Source organism: Streptomyces sp. NPDC044061, assembly GCF_056434305.1.
In genome coordinates this window covers 1-16,155 of sequence record NZ_JBWKFL010000070.1, presented here as the reverse complement: position 1 = coordinate 16,155, position 16,155 = coordinate 1, and the positions used below count along the sequence as shown (strand labels likewise).

12 protein-coding genes, 1 tRNA gene and 3 pseudogenes are annotated in these 16,155 nt (G+C 65.4%); 6 read left to right on the top strand and 10 right to left on the bottom strand.

The genetic code is table 11. From position 1 onward, the window contains the following. Positions 1 to 221 precede the first annotated feature (221 nt). The 6 genes and pseudogenes from AC07CM_RS46610 to AC07CM_RS46585 form a co-directional block, all read right to left on the bottom strand. Positions 222 to 1,646 carry a cytochrome P450 gene (locus AC07CM_RS46610; RefSeq protein ID WP_478882645.1) on the bottom strand — a complete coding sequence of 475 codons (1,425 nt, stop codon included), beginning with the start codon at positions 1,644 to 1,646 and terminating at the stop codon, positions 222 to 224. Next, on the bottom strand, positions 1,643 to 2,263 hold the full coding sequence (locus AC07CM_RS46605; RefSeq protein WP_478882644.1) for a GTP-binding protein: 621 nt from the start codon (positions 2,261 to 2,263) through the stop codon (positions 1,643 to 1,645). Before AC07CM_RS46605 ends, AC07CM_RS46610 begins: the two co-directional genes overlap by 4 nt. Then, positions 2,244 to 2,597, bottom strand: coding sequence for a DUF742 domain-containing protein (locus tag AC07CM_RS46600; RefSeq protein ID WP_478882643.1), 354 nt, complete (start codon positions 2,595 to 2,597; stop codon positions 2,244 to 2,246). Before AC07CM_RS46600 ends, AC07CM_RS46605 begins: the two co-directional genes overlap by 20 nt. Next, positions 2,594 to 2,998, bottom strand: a complete 405-nt coding sequence (locus AC07CM_RS46595) for a roadblock/LC7 domain-containing protein (RefSeq protein WP_478882642.1) — start codon at positions 2,996 to 2,998, stop codon at positions 2,594 to 2,596. Before AC07CM_RS46595 ends, AC07CM_RS46600 begins: the two co-directional genes overlap by 4 nt. A 3-nt stretch (positions 2,999 to 3,001) precedes the next feature. Then, on the bottom strand, positions 3,002 to 4,630 hold the full coding sequence (locus tag AC07CM_RS46590; RefSeq protein WP_478882654.1) for a sensor histidine kinase: 1,629 nt from the start codon (positions 4,628 to 4,630) through the stop codon (positions 3,002 to 3,004). A gap of 567 nt (positions 4,631 to 5,197) precedes the next feature. After that, a pseudogene (locus AC07CM_RS46585) lies at positions 5,198 to 5,390 on the bottom strand (IS6 family transposase); the annotation flags it as partial. Between the two features lie 747 nt (positions 5,391 to 6,137). Here AC07CM_RS46585 and AC07CM_RS46580 point away from each other — a divergent pair. Then, positions 6,138 to 6,224, top strand: a tRNA-Leu gene (locus AC07CM_RS46580). Between the two features lie 122 nt (positions 6,225 to 6,346). Beyond that, entirely contained in the window at positions 6,347 to 6,787 is a 441-nt protein-coding gene (locus tag AC07CM_RS46575; protein ID WP_478882641.1) for a hypothetical protein, read from the top strand. Positions 6,788 to 6,860: 73 nt separating this feature from the next. Here AC07CM_RS46575 and AC07CM_RS46570 read toward each other — a convergent pair. After that, positions 6,861 to 7,020, bottom strand: a pseudogene (locus tag AC07CM_RS46570) (CGNR zinc finger domain-containing protein); the annotation flags it as partial. A gap of 425 nt (positions 7,021 to 7,445) precedes the next feature. Here AC07CM_RS46570 and AC07CM_RS46565 point away from each other — a divergent pair. The 3 genes and pseudogenes from AC07CM_RS46565 (at position 7,446) to AC07CM_RS46555 (ending at position 10,276) form a co-directional block, all read left to right on the top strand. Then, positions 7,446 to 8,093, top strand: coding sequence for a transposase (locus tag AC07CM_RS46565; protein ID WP_478882653.1), 648 nt, complete (start codon positions 7,446 to 7,448; stop codon positions 8,091 to 8,093). A 7-nt stretch (positions 8,094 to 8,100) separates the two neighbouring features. Continuing rightward, a pseudogene (locus AC07CM_RS46560) lies at positions 8,101 to 8,361 on the top strand (transposase); the annotation flags it as partial. Between the two features lie 997 nt (positions 8,362 to 9,358). Then, on the top strand, positions 9,359 to 10,276 hold the full coding sequence (locus AC07CM_RS46555) for a cellulose-binding protein (protein ID WP_478882640.1): 918 nt from the start codon (positions 9,359 to 9,361) through the stop codon (positions 10,274 to 10,276). 107 nt (positions 10,277 to 10,383) lie between these two features. On the opposite strand, the gene AC07CM_RS46550 is transcribed toward AC07CM_RS46555, so the two are convergent. The 3 genes from AC07CM_RS46550 to AC07CM_RS46540 form a co-directional block, all read right to left on the bottom strand. After that, complete coding sequence (locus AC07CM_RS46550) at positions 10,384 to 11,208, bottom strand: IS5 family transposase (RefSeq protein WP_478882639.1); 825 nt, start codon at positions 11,206 to 11,208, stop codon at positions 10,384 to 10,386. 1,016 nt (positions 11,209 to 12,224) lie between these two features. Then, positions 12,225 to 13,124 (bottom strand): formylglycine-generating enzyme family protein, encoded by a 900-nt coding sequence (locus AC07CM_RS46545; RefSeq protein ID WP_478882638.1) that lies wholly within the window; start codon positions 13,122 to 13,124, stop codon positions 12,225 to 12,227. Between the two features lie 98 nt (positions 13,125 to 13,222). Further along, on the bottom strand, positions 13,223 to 14,632 hold the full coding sequence (locus AC07CM_RS46540) for a sulfatase family protein (RefSeq protein ID WP_478882637.1): 1,410 nt from the start codon (positions 14,630 to 14,632) through the stop codon (positions 13,223 to 13,225). 970 nt (positions 14,633 to 15,602) lie between these two features. Here AC07CM_RS46540 and AC07CM_RS46535 point away from each other — a divergent pair. Continuing rightward, positions 15,603 to 15,809, top strand: a complete 207-nt coding sequence (locus AC07CM_RS46535) for a cold-shock protein (protein WP_478882636.1) — start codon at positions 15,603 to 15,605, stop codon at positions 15,807 to 15,809. Positions 15,810 to 16,155 lie beyond the last annotated feature (346 nt).

Below are 16,155 nucleotides of genomic sequence, written 5' to 3'. Positions count from 1 at the left end.
CCGCGGGATCAGACAGGCCTGATGCGCGCTACGGCCACCAGAGCTCCGTACGGGCGACAAGGAGTAAGGCATAAGGAGGAGGGGACGGGGATGGAGGTGTGTAGCTACCTCATCCGTCACGGACACTGGCTGACAGCGTGGACGGGCCCCGGCGGTTCAGCTGTGCGCCGGGGCTCCGTGTCGAAGGACTGTTGCTGCACTGCACCGTCCGTGGCAGCTGCTCACCTGCTCCAGAGCCGGATCCTCAGCTTCCACGACGGCCGATGCGCCCGGGAGTCGCCCGTCGCTGGCACAGGGCCGGCGGCGGCCGGACGTGTTGGCTGCGGCAGGGGAAGGACGGCCCGGCCCCCGCCGGATACGGCGCCGGAGCCCGCATCCGACGTCCCAGCGGCGTGCCTCGTGCCGTGCTCTGGCGAGAACTCAACCGGCAATGCCTTGAGTCGCCGGAACATGAGCGAGGACGCCCACTCGAGCTCCTCTTGGGCCACGGCCAGGCGTACATCGGGCAGCCGGGCAAGCAGGGTGTCGATGGCGGTTTCCGCGATCGACCGTCCAAGGTGCTGACCGGGGCACTCGTGCGGTCCGCCGCCGAAGGCCAGGTGTGAGCGGTTGCCGTACACGGAGGCCGATGGGTCCGGACGGATCGCCGGGTCGCCGTTTCCGGCGGCCAGCCCGAGCAGCAGCATGTCGCCGGTCTTGATGGACCGTTCGGCGAGCACGGTGTCGCTCGTCGCCCAGCGCCCGAGCAGCGTCATCATCGGCGGATCGTCCCACATCACCTGCTCGAGGGCGTCCGGGAGCGTCATGTGCCCCCCTGCGAGGTTCGCTCTGAAGCGGGGGTCGGTGAGCAGCATCCGCAAGGCGTTCGCGATCAGGTTGACGGTGGTCTCGTTCCCGGCCGTCATGAGGAGCCGGAGATGCTCCCGGACCTCACTGTCGCTGAGATCTGCGGGGTGTTCGATCAGCTTGGACGGCAAGTCGTGGCCGGGGCTTGCCCTTTTGCGTTCCACCAGCTGGGCCAGCATGTCGGTGATGTAGTCGTTGCTAGCGGCCGCGGTCTCGGAACCGTTGAGCATATCCTGTACGGCCTCGACGAGCGCAGGTCCGTATTCCTCGGGCATGCCGAAGAGCTGGGTCATCACCCGCAGCGGCAGCTGTTCCGCGAGCTGTCCGACCAGGTCGGCGGCTCCCCTGCGGGCGAACCCGTCGACCAGCTGGTTGGTGAACCGGGTGACATAGCGCCGTATGCCGCGGGCAGCGAACCGGTCCAGACTGTCAGTGACCGCGCCGCGCAGCCGCTGGTGTTGGGCACCTTCGGTGAAGATACACAGGGGCTGCCACGCGGTGATCGGAAACAGCGGGTGGTCGGCCGGGACCCGGCCCTCTGCCATGTGACGCCAGTGTCGGGAGTCCCGGGAAAAGACGGTGGGGGTGCGGACGACCTCGAGGTTCTCCTGGTGGCCGAGGACCAGCCAGGCGGGGAGGTCGCCGTGCACCAGTACCGGAGCGACGGGGCCGTGTTCGGAGAGCAGCCTTCGGAAGAGGCCCATCGGATCGGCCTCGGCCTCACCCCCGTACAACCGCTGCAGGCCGTCGGGGATCATGCCGTGGGCCGGGCAGCCCGGCGGCGGTGTTGCGGTAGTCATATCGCCTCCGAGGCGAGGGCGAGGGAGCGCAGGTAGCGCATCAAGATGATCAGGACGTCCCGGCTTGACTGGCGTTCGCGCGCGTCGCACACCACGATCGGCACGTCGTCCGGCAAGTCGAGTGCGCCGCGCAGCTCCTCGGTGGGGTAGGAGGCGGCGTCCGGGAAGGCGTTGACGGCGATGACGAAGGGAACGTTGGCCTCCTCCAGCCGCCCGATCACGTCGAAGCTGATCTCCAGCCGCCGCGTGTCAACCAGCACGACGGCGCCCAACGCCCCTTCAAACAGGCCGTTCCACAGAAACCAGAATCGCTGCTGGCCCGGCGTGCCGAACAGATAGAGAACCAGCTCCTTGTTCAGGCTGATCCGGCCGAAGTCCATCGCCACGGTGGTCGCCGTCTTGCGTTCTACCCCGACTGTGTCGTCGACACCGGCCCCGGCCTCGGTCATCGTCTCCTCGGTCGTCAGGGGCCTGATCTCGGAGACGGACCGGACCAGGGTGGTTTTGCCGACGCCGAAACCGCCCACGATTACGATCTTGACCGAAGAGGTGACCGACGCCGGCAGCCGATCCTCGGCCCGGGGCTCGGCGGCCGTGTCACAGCTTTTGGAGACCATTGATTACTGCCTCAATCAGTGCGATGTCGGGAAGCGACGGGCTAGGCGAACGGGCCTCAACCCGTCCCTCTGCCAGCAGATCGGCGAGCAGTACGTTGATCAGGCTGGAGGGCAGAGACAGGTAGGCGGAAATCTCGGCGACGGACAGCGGTGACCGGCACATCCGAAGGATGGCGGCAATCTCCGGCTGCATGCCCAGGCGCGGCTCCTCCATCGACACGATCAAGGTGATGAGGTCAAGAGCTACCTGCTCGGAGAGTTCTATCCGGCCGCCTGTGATCACATAAAGCCGCTCAGGCCCGCTGTCCTCCCAATCCTCGCCGGATTCGCTCACACCACCCCTCCGTCACTGCGTGGCGGGCTGGTGAGGTGCGCGCCGATACGGGCCACCAGGTCGCGCATGCACTGGCCGATCAGGCCGGCGTCGACGCCCTCGTCGGCCAGCACCGCCAGATGGGCACCCGCGCCCGCCGCCATCAGGTACATAAAGCCACCGCTGACCTCAATGACGACCATCCTCATCCGCCCGTCACTGTGCGGGAACTCAGTCGTGACCGCGACAGAGAGACTCTGCAGTCCGGACCCGATCGCGGCCAGGCGATCAGCGCAGTCAGCGTCGGTGTCGTAACTGGCTATGCACAAGCCGTCCGATGACAACACCACGATGTGGCGGGTCTGCGGGACACTCTCCGCTAGATCCTTGAGCATCCAGTCCATGTCCGCGCGCTGATTCATCGCCTACTCACTCTCGTCCAACATGTCACTACTGCCACGGTTAGGTGTCGCCTTCGGCCCCTCGTCAGACAACCCGCTCTGCAGCGCGGCCATCCACATTCCCGGCGCGGGATCCTCCGCTGCCGTCGGCTGAGGCGATGCAGCGGTCCGCATCGGCCTGGACGCTGGACCGGCTGCCAGGTTGGGACGGCGGCGTCGGCGCTGCGGCAGCCCACTGGGCGTCTGACCCTCCGCATCCGACCTCGCGACCGGCGACGTTGCCGCGCCCGTCGGGCGCTCGGCCGGGGTCGTGCCCTGCGGCTCTATCACCGCCCGGTTATGGGTATCCGCGACGCTTACGCCAGGCGATGCGTACGTGGCTGGAGCGGGGCCGTCCGGATAGGAGCGCGGCACTGGAACACCACGGGACGGGGAGCTGGAGCGGGTCGGTGCAGCGGCGGGCAGGGGGCCCGCGGAGACGCCGATGCCGTGTGCCCTACCGGTGGCGGGCGCTGTGGTGATCAGGTTCTTCGGTACGCACAGCACCGCGCGCACGCCGCCATACGCGGAGGGCGGCAGGGAGACCTGGAGGTCGTACGCCCGGGCGAGACGCCCGACCACGGCGAGGCCAAGCCGCGGCGACTCCCCGAGCTCGTTCAGGTCGATACCGGATCGTGCGTCCTTAAGCACCCGTTCGGCCCGCGCCCGTGCCTCCTCGCTCAAGCCGACGCCGCCGTCCTCGATCTCGATGGCGATGCCCAGGTGCACCTCTCCCGCCGTGAGGTGCACCTGCGTTTGGGGCGGCGAGTAGCGAGTGGCGTTGTCCAGCAGTTCTGCCAGCGCATGGATCAGCGGTTCGACGGCGGCGCCGACGACGGCGACGTTGGCGACGGAGTGCAGTTCCACCCTCTGGTAGTCCAGGATGCGTGACATGGCGCCACGTAGCACGCTGTAGAGCGGCACCGGCTTGTTCCACTGACGACCGGGCCGGGCACCGCCGAGCACCGCGATACTGTCCGCCAAGCGGCCGATCAGCGCGGTGCCGTGGTCCAGCCTCAGCAGGTCAGAGAGGAACTCGCGTTGATTGCCGTGCCGGTCTTCCATCGCACGCAGATCCGTGGCCTGCCGGTGCACAATAGCCTGCACACGCCGAGCGATGTTCACTACGCCACGCTGGGCAGAGTCGCGGATGCTCTCCTCCGCCTGCACGGCCTCCACCACCGAGCGCAGCAGAGTTTGGTGCGCTCGGTGGAAGTCCGGGGCGAATTCGGCCCACTCGTCACCCAAGGACTGCAGCACGTCTTCTGCGAACTCCCCCTCCTGCAGCCGGATGACGGCCTCTGGCAGCTGCTTGCTCGCCAGCCGGACCATCGCGGCCTCCTGGCGCTGCAACTGCTGGATCAAGCAGCGCTCCTGCTCGGTGCTCACCGCCCGCAAGTCAGTCAACATCCGTTTACAGCGCAGGAGTCCAGCAGAAAGGAAGGCGACCATAACCGTTGTGACGGCGCCGCACCAGACGACCCAGACCCGTGCGGCCGGCGGCGCCAGCACAACAGCGACCCCCGCGGCCACTACCATGGCGACAGCGGGGACCGACCACGCCGCGACGGAGCCCGATCGCTCGGCCCTGGGTGACGACGCAGTGCGTACCATGAAATCCTCAATCATCGCGATTCACCTGAGCACAACGGATGAGCGGACAGGCGTCTACAATTCGTAATCAGGACGGGCGTAGCCTGCGGCAGCCTCGAGACGGCCAATCGACGTTGATCTTGAGTCAAAGCGTGTCGGTACGAGTCGCGTCTGGACGTGACCGTATCCGCCCAGCGGGTCCATTACGTCAAGAGTTGGCGTACCGTCATCGACTTCACGCCCGGGCACTCGTTCCGCTACCCACAAAGCCTGATGGCCCTGCGCCGCCGCCCACGACAGGATTGGGAGTCGCGTTACATCACGACAGGATAAAAATCGTCCAATTCCATGCGACGTATTGAACACCTGCACACTCGCCTGCGACGTGGTCACCCAATTGTCAGTCATCATCTTGGCCACCCCTCATGTGCTCCCGCGACCCACAACCTGTCCAGCATCAGACGCCGCAGCACACCACAGGGTGTCGTCAAGCTGCTTGGAATGTGGGAGTCTGATGGCACGTCGGAGCGGACCGGGGTCTGGATGTCGGCTGGGCGCTCAGGCAGCCGAGGGCTGGCCCGATCTCTCAAGGTGTCGTCGGGGTCGCCAGTGGGGCGAGGTGCCGCTGAACGCGGACACGAACCGCCGCTAGAGCGGAAACCTTTTCATGGCGCTTTTCGCACTACGTCGTGGGGTGCTGGCGGTTCTCGGCTCGCTTGTTTCAACCCCTGGAACGGAGCTTGTCCGCGACGATCACCCGCGGCACCGCATGCGTCTCCTTTGGCATCGCCCCGGGAGGTCGGAGATTCCGCTCGGGTTCGAAGGGCGGGGGCCGCAGCATCGGGTGAGCCGGACGATCTGCGGTCCTGCACGTGACGCCAGCGTCGCTGGCGGCAGTGTGCCGGGCCGCCGGTACGCGGGCAGCGAAGACGTTGCAGAAGGCGGTCCCGGTCTCGCGGCGCCGAGGGCCGGCCGTGTACGCAATGTGCGGCGGGGCGATCAAGAGAGGGTGTGGATCAGCCGTGTGCAAGGACCATCCACAGAGCAAGCCGGTCTACCCGGAGTGCGAGAAGAATGCCAGGGTTCAACGCCGCGGAGCGCCGGGCCGCAAAGCAAGAGACCAAGGCGGCCAGCCGAAGCCTCGCGCTTTGCCTCCCAAGGTGGAAGGACAATGCCGCGATGAGTCAGACGCCGAAGCCCGAGCGTGACGTGTGCCCTGACGGCTTCGCCGGCCTGCCCCGGCCAATGCCTGACATCGGGGTCGGGCTGCCGGTGGAGATCTGGCACACGGCCGACTGCCCGCAATGGACCATTGTACAGATCAACTGGAGACACACTTCCGGCGCAGCCCGCCTCCCATGCCTTCTTCCACCGATTATGATTTGCAAGAACTGCTTGCACGGGTGCTCGCTTGTAGACGTAAGATGTCATCAGCTTCACAACCCGGCGGGTCGTGAGCTGGGACGGCAGCCTAAGCGCCCCTAGCCGGTCCCAAGCTCGCCGAGCGTCGGTTGGGGTGCAGCGCCAGGGGAGTGTGGCGGAACGGGCAGACGCGCCGGATTCAAGTCCCGGTGCCCTTGTGGGCGTGAGGGTTCGAATCCCTCCACTCCTACCATCATTCGCTGTTGCCATGCCAGCGGCCCATCTGCCTGGGGCGATGCGGACGAGCGCCCTGCGCTTCCGGCGGAGTAGCGCTCAGCATGCTCCTCGCCGGGCTTTCAGGCACAGTGGCCGGGCATGGCCGGTGATCAGCAACAGCAAGGCTCCGCTGAGGCAGGGAGGCGCCTGGTGGCGTTGATGGATCTGGCGGTCCGGCAGGCCCTGCGTTCGGCGTGCCGTTACCGAATGGGTGCGGTCCTGGCCGCTGGCAACCGCGTGCTGGCCGCCGGGCCGAATCTGCGCCGCAACAACCCGATGGTCGACTTCCGGCATGCCACATTCCACGCAGAAGAGGTGGTGCTTCGCCGGGTGAGGGCCGCGACCGCCGGCGCTGAAGTCTTTGTCGCTCGAGTCAACCGGGCCGGCGTCCCACTGCTGGCCCGGCCCTGCCCACGCTGCCAACGGGCCCTGGCTGCCGCCGGAATAGCCCGTGCCCACTACACCACCAGCCACGGCACAGTGGACACTATGACCATCCCCATCAGCCACCATCGGCTTCACCTTGCCCCGGCGAGCTGACCTACGCTCAACACTGCTGCAGCGGGACGTCTTGCACTGCTGTCTCCGGCCGCCGGTCCCGGCGGCAGTCGAGTCAACTCGCCGCTTCTTTGCCTCGCGCCTTGTACGCGGCCACATGTGCCGGTTGCCGCACGTCCGACTGTCACAGAACCGCCGTGAGCGCTACGGGAGAGGTCGACGAAGGTACGCCAGCAGCCGGGCACCTCGCAGCGGCGCAGCCACTCCTGCTCCCCGGTGTGGCTTCTCGACCTGCAACAGTGGGCGGAGATCCTGGAGCGGCAGGGCAGCTCCAACGTTAATCTCTCACCCATTACCTGCTGTTGGATCGAAGTCCTGGCGGCACACCAACGTAGGTCAGAACTCATACAAGGTGGGCACCAGCCTGCAACTTTGGCAATCGATTCTCAGGACGATGTCGGTCAGGCCGAGCAGGGGACAACAATGTTGTGGCACCTGTACCGGTCTTTGCTGTCCGGCACCACAGGCAGCTGAGGGGCGCACGTTAGGGCGCGGGGGATCCGGAGCCCGATGGAGGTCGGCGTCTTTGTCAGGACCGCGCCGGGAACAAGCCGTCCCACATCCAAGGGGGACGCCACAGCCGACCACGACCGCGGGCGCCGCCTTCCGACGCGCTCCCTACGCCCTCCGCGTGGCCAAGATGGTCAAGGACTCTGCGGTCAGCGCCCGCACGCAGGCCATCAACCAACTCAAAGCCATCCTGGTCTGCGCTGATCCAGCCCTGCGGGAGTCACTCGAACCGCTGCGTAATCCAGCGCTGTTCGCCGCCTGCGCCCACCTCAACCCCGAGCACGGGGCCGTGCACCAGGCCTTGCAGCTCCTGGCCTTGCGCATCCGCCACCTGTCCGAGCAGATCACCACCTTGAAAGGGCAGATCACTCTTATGATCCGTGCTCTCAACCCCGGCCTGCTCAAGGTCTTCGGCGTGGGGCCCGACAGCTCGGCAGCCCTGCTCATCGCTGCTGGGGAAAACCATGATCGCCTCACCAGCGAGGCGTCGTTCGCTGCCCTCTGCGGCGTGAGCCCGGTCGAGCACTCCTCCGGAAAAAGCCGGCATCGCCGCCTCAATCGCGGCGGCAACCGTCAGGGGCGCTCTACCGCATTGTGCTCACACGCCTGCGGCGAGAAGAGCGAACCCGAAACTACCTCGAACGACGCACTGCGGAAGGCAAGACCAAGCGCGAGGTCATCCGGTGTCTCAAGCGCTACGTGGCGCGGGAGATCTATCACCACATCCTGGCCGCGCCGCTGCCCCAGTCGAAGATCAGGACTGGTTGACGCAACATAGGGGCGTCAATCTCAACACTCATCGGGAAGCCGGGATGCGTGACTACGCCGCCGAACACGACTGGCTGACCATCGTGCAACTTTAATCCTATGCGCCCGACTTGAACCCAGTCGAGGGCGTCTGGTCACTGTTACGGCGTGGCCCGCCGGCCAACACCGCCTTCACCGACGACGAACACCTCGAACGCACCCTCCGCTGGGGCCTACGTCACGTCCATCTCCGCCCCAACCTCATCGACGGCTGCCTCACCGGCACCGGACTCAGACTCGCCCGCCGACCGACAACAACCCGAACAGTAGGGCGACGCCGCTGGGTCATCGAACGCACCATCTCCTGGCTACCACAGGTTCAGCCCCCGCTACGAACGTCACCCAGCAACTACCTGGCCTTCTCGGCCTCGCCGCAGCCATCTGCTGCTACAAGCGACTACTCAAACTAACCACGTGGACACGGTATAACAGGGTGACAGCCGGACCATGATATGAAGTATGCCGTGTGGTGATCAAGTCACGTGGCACAGTGCCGGGTTACCCATGACCCGAGACGCTACAAGCCGACATGCGACGTCCTCCGTGCCGGCCAAGAGCACGTCCGAGCAGGCGAAGGCCCGCTCGCACGTACAAGACCTGCTGAATTTGTGCCCCGACGGATTCCCGTGGGTACGCACCAACGGCCGCCCCGTAGCCAACTGGACGGTATTGACATCGACGCCTCGTTCGTGCTGGCGCATTCCGGCGGGAGTACAAGCATCGACCCGGCAAGAGGGGAAGAGCCGCAGCGGCTAACAAGCATGGAGATGTAGCTGATCCACATCATCTGGTTGCACCAGGATTCCTCAGAAGATTTAGCTAGACCGCTTTCGAGGCCGATGGGCAGTCTCGTACTCGAGTAGCAGACAACCGCAATCGTCGCGAAACGACTCAACATAACAGAGGTAACATCGGACCTGTTCGATTGCTGCAGCATGAAAATGGGGTAATAAGCTGGCGGCAAGGGATGGTATGGAAGAAATGGATGAGATCAGCGGAGACGTGGCGGTAGGCCTCGGAGCCATGATGCCCCATCTCCGCGATCTGATACCCCTCACCTCGCTGAGAAGTCCCGCTAACCGTCAGTCCGGTGCGGCTTGCGCAGCCGAGAGAACGTCGGGTGCATGCTCACCGTCACCTAGATCACGACGTCCGCAAATAAATTAAAAGAAGAACCGATTTCAGTAACACAATTTCCCACACGGCCATCTCGCTGTTCTCCTTGACAGGAACTCCATGAGCGACGTCTTCTCCCCCTACGATTTCGAGATCACGCGGCGGGGATACGACCGTAAACAGGTCGACACCCACGTCACTCAGCTCACCGCCGATCGCGACAGCGCCTTGATCCGTATCAACACGCTGGAAAAGCGGATAGAGGAACTAAATCTCGAGTCTCAGAATACTCAGGCACAGAGCAACGATGCCGATACGGCATACGGCAGCCTCAGTGTCCGCGTCGAAAAAATCCTTCTCCTCGCCGAAGAAGAAGCCAGGGAGCTACGCGAACAGGCCCATCAGGACGCTGAACAACAACACCAACTGGCCAACGCAGCCGCCAACCGGGCGCGCGCGGACGCCGATTCGTATGCCACCAAGTGCAAAGCCGAAGCGGAACGTACAAGCGCGCAGATCATCGATAAGGCCCAAAACAAGGCCAGCCAACTGCACGACGCCGCCGCCAACAACGCGGCAGCGAAACGCCAGGAAGCATACACTCACTTCGAGGGCACACGCGCCGCAGCTGCCGAGGCCTCAGCCGACTTCGACACAAAGCTCGCTAAACGCCGAGCACAAGCCGAAAACGACCTCGCTTCCCGACAGGCTAAAGCAGAAACGCAGCTGACTCAGATCGAACACCGTACCCAGGAACTCCGCATCGAAGCTGAAAAGCAGCGCGCCGACGCCGAACGCCGCGCCCGTCAGACCGTGGAGACCGCCCAACACCAGGCCAAAGACGTCGTCGCCGAAGCCAGCGCAAAAGCCGACCGGATCGGCAACGAGAGTGAACGTGAAATCGCCGCACTCGCTAACCGCCGTGACAGCATCAACGCTCAACTCACCAACGTCCGCCACATGCTCGCCACCCTCACCGGCACCGCATCAGTCGACACCACCACAACCGCGGCCTCCAACCAACCCACAGTGTCGTAAACGCTGACGGAGTCACCGTCACACTCCGCGTGGCTCAGTCAACTGCCCGGCCCTCAGAGGACGTTTGAAGTAGGCAGATTGCCCTTGATGCCCTAGTACGTTCCTCGCTAGGTGAGGGTGGTTTCGTCTCTTATGCGCCTGGTGAGGTTGTCGACCGAAGCAATGTGGATCATGGCTTCGGAGCTGGCGGTGAGGGTCTCGTAGTCGCGGGCCAGACGGCGGTGCATCATGATCCAACCGATACTCCGCTCGACCACCCAGCGTCTTTTCACGACGTGAAACCCGCGGGTATCTGGGTTTCTGTTGACGACTTCGACATCGATTCCGAGGCGGGCGCCGTGCTCGACGACGGCGTTCTTGAAGCCGGTGTCGACCCAACTCTTGGAGATGGTCGGGTACTTCTCCTTCGCCTGGTCGAGGAGGCGCATTCCCAGGGCGTTCTCCGAGAGGCCGGCGGCGGTGACGGTCACGGCAAGGATGAGGCCGATCGTGTCGGTGAGGATGCCGCGTTTCCTTCCGACGATCTTCTTGGCCGCATCGGTTCCCTGGCTGGTCAGGGGTACGTTACTGGAGGTCTTCACGCTCTGGGTGTCGATCACTGAGGCGGTCGGCTCGGGCTTGCGCCCCTCCTTCACTCGAGCCAGTCCCGTCAGGTCGTAGTTGAGCTGGGCGAAGATTCCTTCGTCCCGCCACGCGGCGTAGTAGGCATAGAGGGTGCCGTGGTTCGGGAAGTCGTGCGGGAGGTATTTCCAGGGGATTCCGGTGCGGTTCACGTAGAGGATCGCGTTGAAGACGTCGCGTAGATCGACCTTGGCCGGCCGTCCGGTCGGCCTGCGGTCGAGCCGGGCCTTTCTCCAGGCCGTCAACGTCGGCTCGATCAGGGCCCATCGGGTGTCGGACAGGTCGCTGGGGTACGGCTTGCGCTCGCTCACGGCGTAGCGTGATCACGAGTGAGCCGGAGGGCGCGGTTCCGCTACCCATCAGGCGGTTCCGTGGCATCTTCAAACCAGACGGACTTCCAGGTATAGAAGCGAACGAGACGGATGACCAAGCATCCGCCTCAGGGAAGGCCATTCGACGCCTACGGGATGAAAGCCATCAAAGTAGGGCAGGGGCGAGAGCCTCATATAGGGCCTGACCTGCATAAACGCCCTCTAAGGACCAGGCTCGCGGGTAGGGCTTCACTGGGTGGGGATGCCTCCCGCGTCTGAGCCGTTCAGCCTCGTGGCTGGCGGCTTGGACGGGTGACTCACGCCCCGCAGTCCACACGGTTTCGCCACGGTGCGAAAACGTGGGAAGCATGTCGGTCGACGTGCGCAACGACGCCACACGACCGGCATGCGAACTTGGATTGGGAGATCCGGTTACGCCGGTCCATGTGTCCCAGTGCGCACGTTCCTTCAAGGAGTACGCGGGATCCACGAACACGAGCGGAACTCCGGCCCGCCGTGCCTTGGAGACGATGAAGTGTCCGAGCTGGGCAAAGGCCCGGAACTCGTCGTTGGCCACTCTGCGCGAGAGCAGCACCTCGCCCGCACTGTCCAAGGAGTGGTGTGGTGGTGAGCATTGCCGATGCCGGTCCCTGCCCAGTTCCCGGCCACAACGGCCTCCGGTCGTTCCAGCACACAGCGGCTCCGGAAGACCCCGCAGACATGGCCTCAGCGATACACTCCCGGCTCGCAGCTCCTGATCAGCGGTCGAGTCGCCGTGCAGTCCCCAGCGGCCACGTGTCACGGAACCATCGAAGGCAACCACCCCCGCAAGCGATACCCGGGACTGCTGGACCTTCCCGACAGTACGACAGCCCATCCGGCCTACCAACAACGTAGGACCACCCCCAGGTCATGCCTTCGACAGGGGCAAAAGTCACGCCGTGCCCGGAGGCCGGGAGCCCGACCCAGGATCACGAAAGAAGGTAAATCGGGGCCACAACTCCGCAAGGCCCTTGCTACCGGCCGTCGGCGGCTATGCGGAAGCCGATGTTGCCTGTCGAGCTGTCGGGGGTGTTACGGCTGCGGGCTGCGACGCGGTAGCGGTTGCAGTACGAGTCGTGGCACAGGTAGGAGCCGCCGCGCATGACGCGGGAGATGTCCGGGACGAACCAGTCGGCCGTCCATTCCCACACGTTTCCCACGGTGTTGTAAAGGCCGTAGCCGTTGGGGCGGTAGGCCTTCGCGGGTACGGTGCCGGGTCCGCCGGAACCCGTGTAATGGGCGGGGAAGTCGCCCTGCCAAATGTTGAGCATCCTCCGCCCGCGTGGGGCCAGATCGTCACCCCACGGGAAACGGCGCCGTTCGAGCCCGCCGCGGGCCGCGTACTCCCACTCGGCCTCGGTGGGCAGGCGCGTGCCGGACCACTCACAGAAGGCATGGGCGTCGTTCCAGGAGATGTGGACAACGGGGTGATTCTGACGAGATTCGATGGACGACCCCGGGCCTTCGGGATACCGCCAGGTCGCGCCGGCCACCGCCCGCCACCACGGCACTTCGGCAACGGGCTCCGCTGTGTCCGCGAGTTCCTCGGGGAGGAGGCCGTAGAAGACGAAGGAGCAGTTGAAGCTCTCGGCCTCGGTGATGTAGCCGGTCGCCTTGATGAAGCTCGCGAACTGGGCGTTCGTCACGGTCGTGGGGGCGATCCGGAAGGGGGGGACCTTGACCTCGCGGACCGGGCCCTCGTGGTCGGCCGCGATGCCGTCGGGATCATCGCCGCCCATGAGGAACCGGCCGCCGGGGAGGTCGATCAGCTGCTTGGCGATCCTAAGTGCCGTCTCGGAGCGGGGCGGTGCCGTGGACGCGGCCGGCGCGATCGTGAGGGTGGCCCGGCCTGGTGTGCAGCACGAGGAGGACATGACATCTCCGATATTCGAAGGAGCCGGCCGGGTGCCCGTGAGAGACGGGCACCCGACCGGATTGGTGCGGACCGGCCGGCGCGGTGCGGCCGGTAAGGCTAGCTCACGCGGTCGGCGGCGAGCCGGTCCCTCAGGGCCGGGATGCCCAGAGCCTGCTCGTCCGCGGAGGTCGCCCCGTAGAGCTTGTTGGTGAGCTGGTACGGGTCGTTCGTGAGGTCGTAGTACTCGCGGAACGCCACTTCACCGGTGCCGACCACATTGCCGCCTGTGTCGGTGTGCAGCTTGTAGTACTCCGTGTACTGCTTGTCCTTGGCGACGTACGAGGACCACGTGTGCGGGCTCCCCGTCTGGTGGACGCCCGCTTCCCACCACTCGGTCAGCAAGTGGTCACGGCTGTAGGTGCCGAGCAGGGACTTGCCGTCCTGCGGGGTGTTCGGGCTGATCCCGGCCGCCTGGAGGATGGTGGGCGCGATGTCGATGTTGGCGACGATGCGGTTGTCGGTGGTCCCGGCGCCCAGGCCGCCGGCCGGCCAGGACAGGTAGAACGGCACCTCGATGGACGGGAGGTAGGGCACCGACTTCTTCTGCCATCCGTGGTCGGCCCAGGTGTAGCCGTTGTCGCCGAGGTAGATGACGAGGGTGTTGTCGAGCTGCCCCAGGGACGCCAGCTTGTCCTTGAACTCCTGCACCGCGGCGTCGACCGACAGCAAGGTGCGCAGCTGACGCTGCCGCAGCGCCTGGGCGTCAGAGAGGTTCGCGTTCGCGCTCTGGATATAGTCGGGCTTGTCGCTCTTGTCTGTCTCGAAGACGGACGGGCGGCCATTCCAGTCCGGCGTGACGGTGTTGGCGTACTGCGTCTCGGGGGTGTTGGGCTCGTGCGAGGCCTTGGGGGTGACGACCGCGAACCAGGGCCGGGTGTCGGTCGCGGCCTTGTCGAGGAAGGCCAGGGTCTTGTTCTTGATGATCGTGGTGCTGTAACCGGAGATCGTGCGGACGGTCCCGTTGTCGTTATAGGTGCCGTCGTTGTAGACGACCGGGTCCTCCAGCACCCACTCCTCAAAGTGCGGCGGGTTGTCGGCGACGTGCCAGGCGTTGAGGTACTTGCCGAACAGGCCGGTGCGGTAGCCCGCCTGTTTCAGGTAGCGCTGCACCGTGGTGTTCTGGTCCAGCTTGTACGGGTGGCCGTTGTCGAGCACACCGTGGTTGTGGGCGTAGCGGCCGGAGAAGACGGAGGAGCGGGAGGGGGCGCACAGCGGCGTCGTGACGTGGCCGTTGGTGAACTTCACGCCCTGGTTGACGAGCCAGCTGATCGTCTTCGGGGTCGCCCAGTCGGTGTGCTTGGGCTGGTCGTCCGTGATGATCAGCAGGATGTTCGGGCGGGTGGCCGCCGAGGCCGGAGCCCCGGTGGCTAGCTGGGCGGCCGCGGGGACGGCGACCGCCGCGGCGACTGCGGCCGAGCTCGCGAGGAAGCCGCGTCTGCTTACCTGCGATTGCTCGTGCTCACTCATTCGGTTTTCCCTTTTCTGCTTTGGGTACGGTGAATCCTGCTCGCCAGGCGGGCAAAAAAGGCGCGCAGAATTTCCGGAAGCCTGCTTTGGGATATGCGGGGACTGCGAATAAGAAACGGGACCGGGGGACTGTGGCCCAGTAGAGGCGTGATCGGCCTGGCTGGCGGGAGTCCGGATGTCTCGTTGAATGATGAGGCGTTGACCTGCCTGCTCAGGGCTCGGACGAGCGGTTACCGAGCCCGGCGGTCACGCCGTGGCGGCCTTACAGAGCGTACTCGCCAGCCGTCCGAAGTCGACGTGCCGACGAGCAGTGAGAATCACTGCTGCCATGGCTGTGAGAGTAAAGGGTGAGTGAGTTCTGGGCAATGGGACCAGGGTGAACATTGTAGAACTCAGCCCTATTGTTGCGCGGATATTGCTGGTCCAGACCTGGACGGCGTCGACGACCGGTTGCTGCCAGCGATATGGTCGCGGGTGCCGCTCTCCCCGCCCGCTGATCCCGGCCGGGACAGCAGTTGAGGCCAGCTCACGTGGTCGGCGGCGAGCTGGGACTTCAGGGCCAGTATGCCCAGAGCCTGCTCGTCTGCAGAGTCCCTGGCAGAGCTGTTTGGTGAGCTGCGAGGGGTCGTCAACCAGGTCGTAGTACTCCCGGAAGGTGTCGGACTCGGAGCCCTCGGTGGGCTTTCCTGCGGCGGGGCGGTCTGGACGTCGGAGTACCCGGTGTAGCGCTTGGCCGGGGTGGCGTAGGAGGAGAAGGTGCCCGATGTGCCCCGGAAAGGCGACAGCCCGCAGTGCCGGCCTGGCAGTGCCCCTGTGACTAGCGTGATCGACAGAGCAGTCGTGGTTCCGAAAGCGTTCGCCCGCGGTCACCTTTGCCCGCGGGCGTTTTGCTGTGCAGTCCTCTCCGGACCAGGCGATGACCTCCGGTCCCGCACCGTGCGGGACCGAAACCCCTTCGATGGAGACAGACATGGCCAAGGGCACTGTGAAGTGGTTCAACGCGGAGGAGGGCTTCGGCTTCATCGAGCAGGAGGGCGGCGGCCCGGACGTCTTCGTCGCCCACTACTCCAACATCGCCGGGCAGGGCTACCGCGAACTGCAGGAGGGCCAGCACGTGGAGTTCGACGTCAGCCAGGGCCAGAAGGGCCCCCAGGCGGAGAACATCCGGGTCATCTGACCCCAACACCCGAACAGGCCCGGCCCCGTTTGGGTGGGTCCGGGCCCTTCGTGCCTGGCCGCTCACGCATGACGTCGAGGGCACTTCTTCCCCGGTTCTGGTTCGCTCCCACCACGCTTCTGCTGGCTCCCAGCGGTACGCGCTGCCCGGCGTCGACGCGGTCGCCTGGCATGTCGCCCCACGCCTCACGCCGCCCCGCCCGCCGCCTGGGTTGATCACGGCGGCCTACGGCACGTTTTCGGAGCATTCCGGCTAAGCTTGAAATTAAAGGTTTCCCCTCGGTCCTCAGGGTCGAGGGGTGTCCTTTTTGTGCTGGTGTTTGCCGACGGGGTGGCGGGGTGCTGGG

Bases quoted from the DNA above. Each gene is read 5' to 3' on its own strand.
- AC07CM_RS46605 (WP_478882644.1), bottom strand. From the start codon at position 2,263: ATGGTCTCCAAAAGCTGTGACACGGCCGCCGAGCCCCGGGCCGAGGAT.
- AC07CM_RS46535 (WP_478882636.1), top strand. From the start codon at position 15,603: ATGGCCAAGGGCACTGTGAAGTGGTTCAACGCGGAGGAGGGCTTCGGC.
- AC07CM_RS46595 (WP_478882642.1), bottom strand. From the start codon at position 2,998: ATGAATCAGCGCGCGGACATGGACTGGATGCTCAAGGATCTAGCGGAG.
- AC07CM_RS46575 (WP_478882641.1), top strand. From the start codon at position 6,347: ATGGCCGGTGATCAGCAACAGCAAGGCTCCGCTGAGGCAGGGAGGCGC.
- AC07CM_RS46590 (WP_478882654.1), bottom strand. From the start codon at position 4,630: ATGGTACGCACTGCGTCGTCACCCAGGGCCGAGCGATCGGGCTCCGTC.
- AC07CM_RS46540 (WP_478882637.1), bottom strand. From the start codon at position 14,632: ATGAGTGAGCACGAGCAATCGCAGGTAAGCAGACGCGGCTTCCTCGCG.
- AC07CM_RS46610 (WP_478882645.1), bottom strand. From the start codon at position 1,646: ATGACTACCGCAACACCGCCGCCGGGCTGCCCGGCCCACGGCATGATC.
- AC07CM_RS46565 (WP_478882653.1), top strand. From the start codon at position 7,446: ATGGTCAAGGACTCTGCGGTCAGCGCCCGCACGCAGGCCATCAACCAA.
- AC07CM_RS46545 (WP_478882638.1), bottom strand. From the start codon at position 13,124: ATGTCCTCCTCGTGCTGCACACCAGGCCGGGCCACCCTCACGATCGCG.
- AC07CM_RS46555 (WP_478882640.1), top strand. From the start codon at position 9,359: ATGAGCGACGTCTTCTCCCCCTACGATTTCGAGATCACGCGGCGGGGA.